At 62.1% G+C, this 14,022-nt stretch carries 12 protein-coding genes; 8 read left to right on the plus strand and 4 right to left on the minus strand.

Annotation, left to right across the window (positions count from 1 at the left end; translation table 11 throughout):
* The first annotated feature begins 106 nt into the window (after window positions 1-106).
* The 5 genes from AB7G19_RS10920 (at window position 107) to AB7G19_RS10940 (ending at window position 4,787) form a co-directional block, all read left to right on the plus strand.
* On the plus strand, window positions 107-1,024 hold the full coding sequence (locus AB7G19_RS10920) for an NADP-dependent oxidoreductase (RefSeq protein WP_441267809.1): 918 nt from the start codon (window positions 107-109) through the stop codon (window positions 1,022-1,024).
* Window positions 1,025-1,273: 249 nt separating this feature from the next.
* A complete protein-coding gene (locus AB7G19_RS10925; RefSeq protein WP_441267810.1) occupies window positions 1,274-2,710 on the plus strand; it encodes an MFS transporter in 1,437 nt (478 codons plus the stop codon).
* 88 nt (window positions 2,711-2,798) lie between these two features.
* On the plus strand, window positions 2,799-3,212 hold the full coding sequence (locus AB7G19_RS10930) for a cupin domain-containing protein (RefSeq protein WP_441267811.1): 414 nt from the start codon (window positions 2,799-2,801) through the stop codon (window positions 3,210-3,212).
* Between the two features lie 93 nt (window positions 3,213-3,305).
* Window positions 3,306-4,259: an L-histidine N(alpha)-methyltransferase gene (egtD, locus tag AB7G19_RS10935; protein ID WP_354241992.1), complete on the plus strand. Its 954-nt coding sequence runs from the start codon at window positions 3,306-3,308 to the stop codon at window positions 4,257-4,259.
* A gap of 69 nt (window positions 4,260-4,328) precedes the next feature.
* Entirely contained in the window at window positions 4,329-4,787 is a 459-nt protein-coding gene (locus tag AB7G19_RS10940) for a DUF3788 domain-containing protein (protein ID WP_063981748.1), read from the plus strand.
* Between the two features lie 298 nt (window positions 4,788-5,085).
* Here the strand turns inward: AB7G19_RS10940 and AB7G19_RS10945 are convergent, their stop codons facing one another.
* The 4 genes from AB7G19_RS10945 to AB7G19_RS10960 form a co-directional block, all read right to left on the minus strand.
* Window positions 5,086-5,631, minus strand: a complete 546-nt coding sequence (locus tag AB7G19_RS10945; RefSeq protein WP_354241987.1) for a carboxymuconolactone decarboxylase family protein — start codon at window positions 5,629-5,631, stop codon at window positions 5,086-5,088.
* A gap of 34 nt (window positions 5,632-5,665) precedes the next feature.
* Window positions 5,666-6,301 (minus strand): nitroreductase family protein, encoded by a 636-nt coding sequence (locus tag AB7G19_RS10950; RefSeq protein WP_063981749.1) that lies wholly within the window; start codon window positions 6,299-6,301, stop codon window positions 5,666-5,668.
* A 176-nt stretch (window positions 6,302-6,477) separates the two neighbouring features.
* The gene (locus AB7G19_RS10955; protein ID WP_441267812.1) at window positions 6,478-7,395 is read right to left on the minus strand and encodes an NADP-dependent oxidoreductase; all 918 of its coding nucleotides are present in this window, start codon (window positions 7,393-7,395) and stop codon (window positions 6,478-6,480) included.
* A gap of 269 nt (window positions 7,396-7,664) precedes the next feature.
* A complete protein-coding gene (locus AB7G19_RS10960) occupies window positions 7,665-8,156 on the minus strand; it encodes an OsmC family protein (RefSeq protein ID WP_354241984.1) in 492 nt (163 codons plus the stop codon).
* A gap of 468 nt (window positions 8,157-8,624) precedes the next feature.
* Between AB7G19_RS10960 and AB7G19_RS10965 the strand changes: the two genes are divergently transcribed.
* The 3 genes from AB7G19_RS10965 (at window position 8,625) to AB7G19_RS10975 (ending at window position 14,005) form a co-directional block, all read left to right on the plus strand.
* On the plus strand, window positions 8,625-9,158 hold the full coding sequence (locus AB7G19_RS10965) for a peroxiredoxin-like family protein (protein WP_135214187.1): 534 nt from the start codon (window positions 8,625-8,627) through the stop codon (window positions 9,156-9,158).
* Between the two features lie 447 nt (window positions 9,159-9,605).
* On the plus strand, window positions 9,606-10,829 hold the full coding sequence (locus AB7G19_RS10970) for an efflux RND transporter periplasmic adaptor subunit (RefSeq protein WP_063981752.1): 1,224 nt from the start codon (window positions 9,606-9,608) through the stop codon (window positions 10,827-10,829).
* Window positions 10,826-14,005 carry an efflux RND transporter permease subunit gene (locus AB7G19_RS10975; RefSeq protein ID WP_441267813.1) on the plus strand — a complete coding sequence of 1,060 codons (3,180 nt, stop codon included), beginning with the start codon at window positions 10,826-10,828 and terminating at the stop codon, window positions 14,003-14,005. The genes AB7G19_RS10970 and AB7G19_RS10975 overlap by 4 nt, the downstream gene beginning before the upstream one ends.
* The last annotated feature ends 17 nt before the right edge of the window (window positions 14,006-14,022 follow it).

Below are 14,022 nucleotides of genomic sequence, written 5' to 3' on the forward strand. Positions count from 1 at the left end.
CTTCGCTTTCGGAACTACCCCATGGTCGCTGGCAAGCGATGCCGAACCGGCTTTTGTCGCTGGAACGTATCCAGCAAAGGAGCAAATAACTGAGGAGACAACTCACATGAAGGCAATCGCCGTAACGGACCAGGCCGCGGGAACGGCCGGGATGAAGCTGGTGGAGCGGCCCGAACCGCGGCCAGCGATAAACGATGTCGTCGTTCAAGTTCATGCATCGGGCTTCACTTGGGATGAGCTGACGTGGCCCCCGATGTGGACCGATCGCCTCGATCGTAACCGAACACCGTCGATCCCTGGGCACGAGCTGGCCGGAGTCGTCACCGCTCTCGGTTATGGCACGACGGGATTGTCAGTGGGACAGCGGGTGTTCGGCCTGACGGACTGGTATCGCGACGGCACCTTGGCGGAGTATGTGGCCGTCGAGGCACGCAACCTTGCGCCGCTGCCGGGCGACGTCGACTTCACGGTGGGCGCGAGCCTGCCGATGCCGGGTCTGACTGCGTGGCAAGGACTGTTCGTGCACGGCCACCTTCAGTCGGGGCAGACCGTCCTTGCGCACGGTGCGGCTGGCGTCGTCGGTTCGATGGTGACGCAACTCGCACGTGAGGCCGGCGCCTACGTCATCGGCACCGGACGCGTTGCCGACCGTCAGGCGGTGCTCGACTTCGGCGCGAATGAGTTCGTCGACCTCGAGAACGACGCTCTGAAAGATGTCGGTGGCGTCGATCTGGTTTTCGATATCTTCGGCGGCGACATCGCGAAGCGGTCCGCAGGCCTGATTCGAGCGGGAGGAGCGCTGGTGACCATCGCCGGGCCGACCGAGGCGCGGCCCGCCGACGGCCTGGCGATCGACTTCGTTGTCGAGTCCGATCGCGCCCAACTGGGTGAGATCGTCCAGCGTCTGCGGGACGGACGACTGCGGACGAACATCGGCACCGTCTCGACCCTCGATGACGCCATCGCCGCCTTCAATCGGACCGAGCGACGCAAGGGGAAGACAATCGTTCGCGTTCGCCCGTGAGAACTTGGGGCGGAGAACGGTTCCGCGCTCCTCGTCAGCACGGCACGCATCCACGTTTAGGCGTCGCTCGGCCGTGGCCTCCGGCGACGCGGCGCGGGCAGGAGGCGACGGCGGTTCATGGCAAGCCTGCTTGAGGTTGAATTGATGTTGCGAAAAGTGATCCGCGAACGGACACGGCAGTTCGGCTTCGGCTGCCGGCCAATGAGCCCGCGCGCCGCGAAGCGCGCCACCTGACATGACGGCCAGGTCGTGAGCAGCGCGTCCCTGACCCTGACCGATCGCGGCCTGGCGCTCTCCGAGCCTAAGGCCGTCGGAGCGCAGGGCAGCACCAAGGTGCTCGCCGCGTCGAGCCTGGGCAGCTGCCTCGTGTTCGTCAGCGGCGCCGTCGTCACGGTCGCGCTCGCGGCGATTGGCCGAGACATGCGCCTGTCGCCGCTTGACCTGCAGTGGGTCATGAACGCCGAGCTCCTTCCGCTCGCGGCCCTGACCTTGGTAGGCGGCGCTCTGGGTGATCGGTTCGGACAGAAGCGGATATTCCTCGCGGGGATCGCTCTCTATGGCCTGGGCGCGGCCGTAATTGCTTTCGCGCCGAGCTTCGCGCTGCTCATCGGCGGCCGCTTCCTGCAAGGTTTGGGCGAAGCTGTGATCCTGCCCAACGGCCTTTCCGTGCTCGGGCGGGCCTTTCCCGCCGACAAGAAAGCCCGTGCGATCGGCATCTGGTCCGCCGCCGCAGCGGTCGCCAGTGGCGTCGCGCCCGCGATCGCGGGCGCGATCATTGATCACGGATCCTGGCGGACGGCCTTTCTGATGCTCCTGCCCATCGTCGCCGGCGCGTTGGCCTTCGGCACGGCGTGGATACCCAAGGACTCCTCGCCCAGCTACGTCCGGATCGACGTCTATGGCGCGGTCCTTTCGACAGTCGGGCTCGGCTCGTTGGGCGCGGGGCTGACGAGCCTGACCAACGGTGCCGGTCCGACCCTTTGGCTGCTCATCACTCTGATCGTCGGTCTGGGCGGCTTAGCCGGCCTTATCGTCACACAGCGGCGGCTAGGCGAGAATGCCATGCTGCCCCCGTCGCTCTTCGCCTCGCGGTCGATCGTCGGCGCGAACCTGTTCACCGCACTCCTCTACGGTCCGTTCACGGTCATGCTAACCTTGATCCCGTTCGTGATGATCCGAGGCGCGCACCTGCCGACGCTGGTGGCGGGCCTAGCCTTCCTTCCTCTGCAAGTGCTGATTACGGTGGTCTCGCCGCTCGCCGGTATGCTCTGCCGCGTGTCCGGCAGGCGCCTGCCATTGTTCGCCGGCAGCGCCGTCGTCGCCTTGGGTTGCATCATGGCGCTCCGTATCGGTCCGAACGCAACCTATTGGGCGGACATCTTCCCCAGCATCCTGTTGTTGGCGCTTGGCATGAGCCTGGCGATCGCGCCGTTGACGACACTCGTCCTCACCTCCGTCGAGTCCGATCGAGTCGGAACCGTGTCTGGCGTCAACAGCGCAGTCTCACGCGCCGGGTCGCTGTTCGCCATCGCATTGCTCGGCGGTGTGCTGCAGCAAGGCGGTCCTCAGCTGTTCTGGGGATTCCACATGGCGATGGTTGTCGCCGCCGTCGCCTGCGTTCTCGCCACGCTCGCGGTGTTCATCATCGAGCCGGGGCCCCACGTCGACTTTATCCCGCGAGACTGATCGTTCGGTGTCGGCAATCAGCAGGCCGGCAAGGTCGAGAGGGAGCAATGAAGAACGAATACCAACCTCTAGGCAGAAGGAGAAACTCATGAAGATCCGGACCATTGTCGCTGTCACCTGCGCCGCCTTCTCGATCACCGGTCCCATCCGCGCCCATGATCGCGAAGCGGAAACCGTCGCGAAGAAACTCGAGGCGGCCATTCCCAATGTCCCTGGCAAGTCGCTGCTCGCCCTGGAGGTCGATTACGCGCCGGGCGCGGCATCCCCGCCCCATACCCACGCGAAGTCGGCTTTCATCTACGCTTATGTCATCTCGGGCGCGATCGAGTCGAAGGTGAACGACGGCGAGAAGCGCATTTATCGGGCAGGCGAAGGCTGGTCGGAGCCGCCGGGTGCAACCCATTCGATCAGCCGCAACGCGAGCAAGACGAAGCCGGCGAAGCTGCTCGCTGTTTTTGTCCTCGACACCAATGACAACCCTCTGACGACACCCCTCAAGTAACGTACTCACTGAGCCTGGCACGAATTCACGGTGAAGATATCGGCCGCGAGTTTACCTCGGCCGCTATCCGCCGTGTCACCGAAAGCGGAAAATATGCTTCACGTGAATGACCGCATCGACGCTGTTGAAAATGCATTTGCCCGAGACGTCGTCGGCGGCTTATCCGCTGATGTGAAGACGCTGCCGAGCCGTTGGTTATACAACGAGCGTGGATCTGAACTTTTCGAAGAGATAACGAGGCAGGATGAGTATTATCTGACCAGAGCCGAAACGTCGATCTTGCGAGAGCGGCAGCGTGACATCGCCGATTTTGTAGAGCCTGGCGCGGTTCTCATCGAGTATGGTGCGGGAGCTGGCGTTAAGACGGAGCTTGTGTTGGCGGGCCTGCGTGACCCGCGAGGCTACGTGCCGATCGATGTCGCCGATGCTTTCCTTGCAGAAACGTCCAGGAGGATCGCTTCGCGCTTCCCGTCGCTCTGGGTCCGCCCCATCGAGCGCAATTTCCTGGATGCATTTGAGGTTCCGTTCGATGGCTCCAGCGGCGGCAGGACAGGATTTTTTCCTGGCTCGACGATGGGGAATTTGAACGCGAGCGAGGCGAAGACCTTGCTGATGCAGATGGGGCGACACTTAGGCAAAAACGGACGTGCCATCATCGGTGTCGATCTCCAGAAAAACGTAGATACGCTTCTGCGTGCTTACGACGACAGCGCCGGTGTGACAGCCGCTTTCAACCTCAACCTCCTTGAGCGGATCAACGCCGAACTGGGCGGCGATTTCTGTTTAGAGCGGTTCAAGCACGTGGCGCGCTGGAACGAGATCGAGAAAGCAGTAGAGATGCATCTGGTCAGCGTGTGCGATCAGCGCGTTACCCTCTGCGAGCGCGCGTTTAGTTTCAGAACGTCGGAAAGCATTCATACTGAGAGCTCCCGAAAATATACTGCGGAGAGCTTCGAGCGGCTTGCCCGCTCCGGCGGATGGAAGGTTGTCGAGCTTTGGCAGGACGCGGGCGGATTATTCGGCCTGTTCGGGCTCATTCGCTATTGATCTGCCGATGATGCGGCACACCAGGTCTTCCGAAACCAACGTGAGAGTTGCGGTGTAAAGGAAAGCGGCATGGAACAGTCCCCCCAGATCGGCGACAGGATCACCGACAAATCAGCATCGCCCGACGACAGCACTGTCCGAGACTGGATCGGGCCGAAGGCGTTCGGGCATTGGGCCGAGCTGCGAAAATGGATCGAGGCATACTACCCCGATGTTTTCGTGCCGGATTGGCTCTATCGTGGCAAGAAGCGTGGTTGGTCCCTGCGTTACAAGAAATCCAAGGCATTCTGCACCTTCCTGCCGGAATACAGGCTGTTTTCGGTCGAGGTGGTCTTGGGGGCAGCAGAGCGAGAGAAGTTTGAGGCGCGGCGTTACGGGTGGCGCTCGCAGCTGGTGAAGCTTTACGATGAAGCCCGAACATACCCAGACGGAAAATGGCTGAAAATTGCTATCTCATCCGCAGCCGATCGGCATGACGTGACGGAGCTTTTAAGTCTGAAGCGTCCGCCTCCGCGGTCGCGCGATTGAGACGCTCGCGCCGCTCCGGCGCGATGGTGGTCCTCCAGATGAAATAGACACGCGCCTTGAACACCTTCTTGTGCGACGGGGCGACGACATCGTTCTCGCTGGTGATCTGGCGGCCTGGAGCGATCCCTTGAGTGCTTTGTCGAGGAGCTTTGGCGCCGTGGCGACAAACGGCGACAGTCTTCGCGCCAACCAAAAGCCCGGACGCGTTCCCAAGAATCCTTCCCGGGTGCGTCCGAGCCTTGCGTGATGCTCGCATCATAGAGGCTCCTCAGAGATCGTAGATGCGAATGGATTGAGTTCAGATCGATCCAGCCGGCGCAACGGCAGGAAAGTCCTTCTCGGGATCGAACACGTTGTTGAAAAAGTTCGTCAGAGAGTACATGGCCACCAGCGCGACTATCTCGATGACGTTCGCATCCGTGTAGCCTGCGTCGCGGACGACTTTCAGATCGGCGTCACTAACCTTGCCGCGGGTCTCGATGACTTTACGCGCAAACTGGATGGCAGCGTCCCGCTTCGGGTCGCTGGCATGGCCCTTCCGAGCGAGAGTGATTTCATTGGCGGGCAGCTTGGCCATATGATTGGCCGTAAAGCTGTGAATCGTCAGGCAGTAGTCGCAGCCATTCACTTCGGAGACAGCGAGGCCGATGCTGTCGCGCGTCTTCACGTCTAGCGCCTTGCTCAAGGAGCCAAGCAGGGCGGCCCATGAGTTGAACGCGATCGGGCTTGCCGCGAATGTCGCCATCATATTTGGGGTGAACCCGATGTTCTTGGTGAACATATCGAGGGTCGGTTTCGAATCCGCCGGCACTTGTTCCGGCTTCAGAGCTGTAATTCTTGGCATCATAATCTTCGCAGGTTCTCGGTTTCACTGATCACTAAATGAGGTCCAACACATCGGCCACCGGGCGACGCGGCTTCTGCGGCCAGTTTCCCGGACGCTCCGCTCCTACGGACAGCAGCATGACCGGGACTTCGTCCTCGGCCAATCCAAAATCTCGGTGCACCGCTTCGGCATCGAAACCGATCATCGGCGTCGAACCCAGGCCCAGCGATCGGGCCGCATAGATCATCGCCGCCGCACCGAAGGCGCCGGTGCGCACTGCTTCGTCGCGCTGGCGCTGCGGGTAGTCCTTATAGAGATCGCGTGCGGGGATTTCCCAATCCGGTATCAACTTTGCCGGCATGATACCCGCCTCCACCACCGGCGCCAGGCGGTCCGGAATTACACTGGAATCAGCCAACTGGCCGCAGATGATAAAGGTAACGGCGGCTTCAGTGATCGCCGGCTGCTTCCAGGCGATCGGACTCAACCGAGCCTTGGCTTCAGGCGTGCGTACCGCGATGAAGCGCCAGTTCTGCAAATGGAAGGATGTCGGCGCAGTAGTGCCGATTCGCACCAGCTCGCTGATTTGGTCATCGCTCAAAGTGGCGGCAGGGTCGTAGTATTTGGCGGAGCTGCGGCTCAGGATACATTCGATGACGGCATTGGTCATGGCGATTCTGTTGGTCATGGTGAGTCCTGTGCGTTAGGGGATGACTTGAGATAACGAGTGCTTTCGCTCTCTTTGCTCGAAATGCCGCAGGGATGGAGCCCGTCTGGCATCTCATGCCCGGGGGCCGTGGTAGTTTCCTGGGTTGCGGCGCGTCTGGTAGGACGTGACGGCCGCGTGCATCGAATGTGGGTCGTTCACGGACGAACGCGGATGATCGTCTTCCCGCCGATCCGCTTTGTTGGATTGAAGGCGGCGACGGCATCTTCGAGTGTCGTTACGTGGCCGACGTTCGTGCGCAGTCGCCCGTCGCGAACCCGCCGGACGATCTCACTCAGTTGGGCACGATCGGACTCGACGACGAAGTCGACCGCCAGGCCATCGGCGGGCCGCGCCTCGGCCGGCCCGACGATGGACACCAGCGTTCCTCCGGATCGAACCAGGTGCGCGGAGCGTTTCCTGATGTCGCCGCCAATGAGATCGAACACCAGGTCGACCGGGCCGATGTCGTCTAGAGCGTCGTTCTCCAGGTCGACGAACTCATTCGCGCCGAAGTCGAGCGCCTTCTGACGGTCGGCGGCGCGTCCGGTGCCGATGACATAGGCGCCGGCCTCACGCGCGAGTTGCGTCACCATCGACCCGACTGCGCCGGCCGCGCCGTGCGCGAGGACGCGCTGCCCCGCCTGAAGGCGGCCGTGCACGAACAATCCCTGCCACGCGGTCAGACCCGAGACCGGCAGGCTCGCGCCCACCGTGAAGTCAACGCCGCCCGGCAGCGGCGCCAGGTTGCGTGCCTCGATCGCCACATACTCGGCCAGTGTGCCATCGCGATACCAGTCCGCGAGGCCGAACACCCGCTGTCCCACCGACAGGCCCGTCGTGCCATATCCGAGAGCGGTGACCACTCCGGCCAACTCGTGCCCGGGAATCGACGGTGTCCGGTCACGATCGAGGCGATCGGTCCACGTCGAAGGCCACGACAGCTCGGTTCCAACGAATCCTGACGCATAAACTTGAACGACGACGTCGTTTATTGCTGGCCGCGGTTCGGGTCGCTCCACCAGCTTCATCCCGACCGTTCCCGCAGCCTGGTCCGCCACGACGATTGCCCTCATCGCCAACCTCCTCGTGTGTGGTATGTCGTCATCTTCCGAATTGCCTTGCGGGCGACCAAAAATACGATCGCCAAATTCGACGGTCCAATGACCTGTGGCTATGGAATCGATGCCATCGACGCGAAAGATCAAAGCGCGTCGGCAGTGAACGTCGGGACGAATGCCCCGCGAGGGATGATTTCCGGGCACTGAGGACGCAAGAAAGAGCTGCAATGCGGGTTTGATCGGCTGCGATGCGCCGGTACGGTGATCGACCGCACGAGAGACGCTCAATCCGGAGTGATATTCGGGATCGGGAGTTGAGCCAGATCATCCTCGTAGCTGGCCTGAGTGCTTGGGCTGTGGCCGGAAGCAGTAGCGTCGAGGCGCGTGTTGATAGCGGCGCCGATGCCGAGAATCTTGCCAACGGGGCAGAGGTTTGCGGCTTCCAGCAGGAGCGCGCGCTGATGAGCATCGAGTTCTCCCTCCAGCACGAGGGTGCGTGCGAACGAATCTCGTTCGCCCAGAGCGCCATGGCGGAAGCTGACGCTCACTTCCAGCCGCTCCAGCGGAAGTCTCTGGCGTCGAGCCTGAAAACGAATGCTCATAGCGGTGCATGCGGCGAGAGATGCGCTAAGGAGGTCGTAAGGATTGGGACCAGAAGAAATGCGGCCGACGCCATCCGGGCCGCCGACAGTAAAATGAGAGCCGCCGACACGGCATACCAGTGCACCAGGATTGGTGGGGTCGCTTGCGACAACAACTTCGCGGATCTTGGTCATGACTAGGTCCCGATTGTTCGAATGATCGACCACCGGCTTCGACGAGCGTGAACGCAAGCAGGCAGCGCAAAACAAGTCTTGCAGATAGCGCGAGGTCTCAGCGCGGCGTCCGCTCCGGCCGGCGCGTTCAGCAATTAAATCCGGCAACCATTCGGGTAAAGCTATCATGTCCATAACCGCCGGGAATGCTTCGGGAGTCGGTGCCGAAGCTCCGCGACGAGAAAATCCGTGAACCCGCGCGCCGGGCTTGACGGTCTTCCGCTCGCGACGACGCATTGACTTCCATCGAGGCGAAGTCTCGGTCGGAGAAACAACGCGCGGGAATGGAAATCATAACGGTCGGACATTTCTCAATTGAAGGTCGGCGACGTAGTTTCACCCTGCAGGGCGGGGCGGAGTGATGGCTCGTGCGCGATCGGCGGGTGCCGGAATTCCCGACGTACTTAGGAAAACACTGCGGAGAAGAGAATGCTGCTGCCTCGTCGACCGGTTCCCGAACTGCGCGTGCCGACCCTTGCTCATGGCGAATTTGATCTTGCTGCCGACGCGCCGAAGCTGTTTACGCTGATATGCTTTTATCGCGGACTCCATTGCCCGGTCTGCCTCAAATATCTGCGCGAGCTGGAATCGCTGATACCCGAATATGAGCGTCGCGGTACAAAGGTCATCGCTATCAGCTCTGACGTTCGCGAGCGCGCTCAGGAAATGGCAAACAAGGTCGGCGCCAGCTTGCGATTCGGATATTCACTGCCGCTGGCGGTTGCTCGCAAGTGGGGTCTCTATATTTCGTCGTCGCGTGGAAAGACATCGATCAACATCGAAGAGCCGTCACTGTTTTCGGAGCCCGGCGTATTCCTCGTCCGACCGGATGGTACTTTGTACTACGGCGCTGTTCAAACAATGCCGTTCGCACGTCCGTTGTTCTCGGAATTGCTTCAAGCGATCGATTTCGCTATCGCCAGGGATTATCCGGCGCGTGGCGAGTATGACGGCCCTCTCTGAGCGGCCGTCGGCTTAGCTACCGGCACACCCGCGAACATGAAGGCCGCTGCGCGGGAGCTACTGCTTGATTCTCTGTTCGGTCCGGCTGTTTCGGGTATGTTTGATCTTACCGGCTCTGACCGAGCGCGACTGGGAATTTCCCGCAGAATAAGACGTCGCGGTTTCGAGTGCCACGCGGCCTGCGGCATTCCTCGCGACGGCATCGCGCTCGCGCGGCGAGCAGCAATAACGACCGTTTATCGAGTCCATGGCGAGAGGTGATTTCCGTCGCCGGCATTGCAAGGCCATTCTCCAAAGCATCGTCGAGCCTAAACCTGCGGTTCTGCGATCAAAGCGCGGATCACGATGAAAGCTCGAGAGCGCAGTGGGTCGATATGCGAAGCAACGACGTAATCTAGATCATCGCGCTGGGTTCTTGGAGAGACGGAAGTGAGTATGACTGATAGAATGGTGCAACCGGCTCCGGCACCTCAGCTCGATCGCGGTTCGTTTTATCGCTTTCCACGATGCTTCGTCGCACCGATCGGTCTGCTGTTCGCGCTGGCGCTCGCGGGCTGCGACAAGAAGGCACAATCGCAGGAGGCTGCGCCTGCACCGCCGCTGGTTACAGTCGCGCAACCAGTCAAGCGCACGGTCACTGACTGGGACGAGTTCACCGGCCGCTTTGAAGCGATACAGGAGGTTCAGGTCCGTGCCCGCGTCGGTGGCTTCGTCAACAGCGTCGAGTTCACAGACGGTGCGATCGTTCATGCCAGCGATCTGCTCTACATCATCGATCCGCGCCCGTTCGAGGCGGTCGCCTCACAAGCGCAGGGCCAACTCGACGACGCGCGGGCCAAGGCAGAGCTTGCCAAGCGTGAACTCGACCGTGGGCTGAACCTGGTCCAGACCAGCGCAGTTTCGGTGCAGGTCGTCGATCAGCGCCGTCAGGCCTTACAGGCGGCTTATGCGGCCGAGACGCAGGCCGAGGGTGCGCTGAAGGCCGCGCAGCTCAATGTCGAATTCACCCATGTGCTGGCGCCGATCACCGGCCGCGTCAGTCGCCATCTGGTGACCCCCGGCAACCTCGTGCAGGGCGCCGATAGCGGCGCGACGTTGCTCACCTCGATCGTGTCGCTCGATCCGATTTACATCTATTTCGACGTCGACGAGGCGACCTATCAGCGCAACAGCAGGCTGTGGTTCGAAGGCAAGCGGCCAAGTTCGCGCGATACGTCAAATCCCGTGCAGGTGACGCTGACCGGCGAGACAAAGCCCTCGCATGTGGGGAAGATGGACTTCCTCGACAATCGACTGGACATCTCGACTGCGACGCTGCGCAGCCGCGCGATTGTCCCGAACAAGGATCTCTCGATCCTCCCGGGGCAGTTTGGCCGCGTCAGGATCATCGGCTCGTCGCCCTACGAGGCGCTGCTGATTCCGGACGCCGCTATAGCCACCGACCAGTCGCGCAAGATCGTGTTCGTGGTCAAGGCAGACAACACGGTAGATGTAAGGCCGGTGATACTCGGGCCGCTCGATGGGGGGCTGCGCGTGATTCGCGAGGGCCTCATGCCGGGGGATCAGGTCATCGTCGACGGGCTGCAGCGTGCCCGCGTCGGCGCCAAGGTGACACCGAAAATGGCGCAGGCGCCGGCAGACGACAAGACTCCGGCGGGTGCCAAGCCATGAATCTTGGAAGGCTTTCCATCAACCAGCCAATCTTGGCGATGGTACTGTCGATCGTGCTTGTGATCGTCGGCACGATCGCCTACCAGACGCTGCCGGTCTCGGAATATCCGCAGGCGGTGCCGCCGACCGTCACCGTCACCACGCAATATCCCGGCGCCTCAGCGCAGACCGTATCCGACACGGTGGCAGCCCCGATCGAGCAGGAGATCAACGGCGTCGAGGACATGCTGTATCTCTACAGCCAGGCGACCTCGAACGGCCAGCTCACCATCACCGTCACCTTCAAGCTCGGTACCGACCTCGACAAGGCGCAGGTACTTGTGCAGAACCGCGTCGCGATTGCGCAGCCGCGGCTGCCGGACGAGGTGCAGCGCAACGGCGTCGTAACCCGCAAGAACTCGCCCGACATCCTGATGGCCGTATTCGTGCTGTCGCCCGACGACTCGTTCGATCAACTCTACATCTCCAACTACACGCTGCTGCAGGTGCGCGATCAGCTTTTGCGGCTCGACGGCGTCGGTGACATCCAGATGTTCGGCGCGCGCGACTACTCGATGCGAGTGTGGCTCGATCCCGACCGGATCGCTGATGTCGGCCTGACATCGGGCGAGGTGCTGGCGGCGATCCGCGCCCAGAATCTGCAGATCACCGGCGGACAGATCGCTGAGCCGCCGATCGCCGATCGCGCGCTCCAGCCGAACCTCGTCTTCACTGGCCGCCTCAAAGATATCGGGCAGTTTGAGGACATCGTGGTGAAGGCCGGTTCCGACGGCCGCACCGCACGTCTGCGCGACGTCGCGCGCGTCGAGCTCGGTGCGCTCTCCTACGCCACCAGCAGCCGCATACTGCGCAAATCGGCCGTCGCAATGGTGGTGACGCAACGGCCCGGATCGAACGCGCTCGCCACGGCGAAGGCAATCTCCACCACCATGGCGAAGCTGAAGGAGAGTTTTCCGAAGGGGCTCGACTACAATATCGGCTACAACCCCACCGAATTCATCGCCCAATCGGTCCATGAGCTGATTAAGACGGTCTACGAGGCGATGGCGCTGGTCGTCATTGTGGTGCTGGTGTTCTTGCAGGGATGGCGGCCTGCGATCATCCCGATCATCGCGATCCCGGTGTCGCTGGTCGGCACCTTCGCGGTGATGGCCGCGCTTGGATTCTCGATCAATAATTTGACGCTCTTCGGTCTGGTTCTCGCGGTCGGCATCGTGGTCGACGACGCCATCGTGGTTGTCGAGAATGTCGAGAGACATCTCCAGCACGGTATGAGCCGGCGCGAGGCGGCGCTCAAAACCATGGAGGAAGTCGGCGGCGCGCTGGTCTCGATCGCACTCGTGCTCTGCGCGGTGTTCGTGCCAACAGCTTTCCTGGGCGGCATCTCCGGGCAGTTCTTCCAGCAATTCGCCGTCACCATCGCAGTCGCGACCGCGATCTCCTGCTTCTGCTCGCTGACACTGTCACCGGCACTGGCCTCCCAGATTCTTACGCCACACGAGGAGAAACGTCCGCCGGCGCGCTGGAACGTCATTGCGCGCGGCTGGCACGGCTTCACCGCGCTGTTCAACCGCATCTTCGATCGCCTGGCGCGCGGCTACGCGGCCACCGCCGACTTCGTGATCCGGCATACGGTGGTGATGCTTGTGATCTATCTCGGGCTGATCGGCAGCGCCGGCTGGCTACTCGCCACCACCTCGCAGGGCTTCATTCCCGCGCAGGATCGGGGTTACCTCATCATCTCGGCGCAATTGCCAGGCGCCGCGTCGCTGGCGCGGACCGCTGCGGTGGTGCGCGAAATCGAGCGGATCGCGCTGGATACGCCAGGTATCGTCCGTGTCGGGGCGTTCAGCGGGTTCTCCGGCGCGACGCGCACGCAGGCCGGCAATGCCGCAGCGCTGTTCCCGGTGTTCGACGAGCCGGAGGCGCGGCAGAAGAAGGGATTGACGGCCAACGCGATCACGGCCGATCTACGCAAGCGGCTGTCGGCGATCCAGGGCGCTTTCATCATCGTCATTCCACCGCCCGCGGTGCCAGGCATCGGCACCGGTGGCGGCTTCGCCATCCGCATCCAGGATCGACAAGGGCGCGGTCCCGAGCTGCTCGCAGCGGCGACGGACGAGCTCGTCGCCGCCGCGCGTAAGTCGCCAAATCTGACCTCGGTGTTCTCGCCTTTCACGGCGAATACGCCGCAGCTGTTTGTCGATATTGATCGTGTCAAGGCGCAGAAGCTCGCGGTCCCCATCGCCAACATCACCGACACGATCGAGACCTACTTCGGTTCGACCTATGTCAACGACTTTAATTTGTTCGGACGTACCTATCACGTCACGGCGCAGGCCGATCTCCCATTCCGCAAGGAGACTTCCGATCTCGCGCGGCTGCGTACCCGGAACGCCGCCGGCGACATGGTGATGCTCGGCAGCGTCGTTGACTTCAAGGACATCTCGGGACCCGATCGTGTGGCGCGATACAATCTCTACTCGACGTCCGAGGTACAAGGTGAGCCGGCGACGGGCGTAAGCTCGGCCACGGCGCTCAGCACCATCAAGCGATTGGCCGACGAAACGTTGCCGAGCGGCTTTTCTCTCGAATGGACCGACCTGTCCTATCAACAGGTGATGGGTGGCAATGCCGGCCTCTATGTGTTCCCGATCTGTGTGCTGTTCGTCTATTTGGTGCTGGCAGCGCAATATGGCAGCTGGACGTTGCCATTCGCGGTGATCCTGATCGTGCCGATGTGCCTGTTCGCGGCCACCATCGGGGTGCGCATCATGGGTCAGGACGTCAACATCCTAACCCAGATCGGCTTCGTGGTGCTGGTCGGACTTGCGGCCAAGAACGCGATCCTGATCGTCGAATTCGCGCGCGATATCGAGCTTGAGGGCAGGTCGCGGCTGGAGGCTGTCATTGAGGCCTGCCGGCTCCGCCTGCGGCCGATTCTGATGACCTCGTTTGCTTTCATCCTCGGCGTGCTGCCCCTGGTGGTTTCTACCGGTTCGGGCTCGGAGATGCGCCAGGCGGTCGGCGTCGCCGTGTTCTTCGGCATGCTCGGCGTCACGCTGTTCGGCCTGATCTTCACGCCGATTTTCTATGTCGTGGTGCGCAACCTCGCGGAAGGCACGAACGAGGGCAGGCCAATTCAGCCGAACGCGGCCGCGGCCGCGGCGGAATGAGCTGCGTTGGCCGCGGT

The sequence above is a fragment of the Bradyrhizobium sp. 215_C5_N1_1 genome (genome assembly GCF_052075935.1).
Lineage (GTDB): Bacteria > Pseudomonadota > Alphaproteobacteria > Rhizobiales > Xanthobacteraceae > Bradyrhizobium > Bradyrhizobium barranii.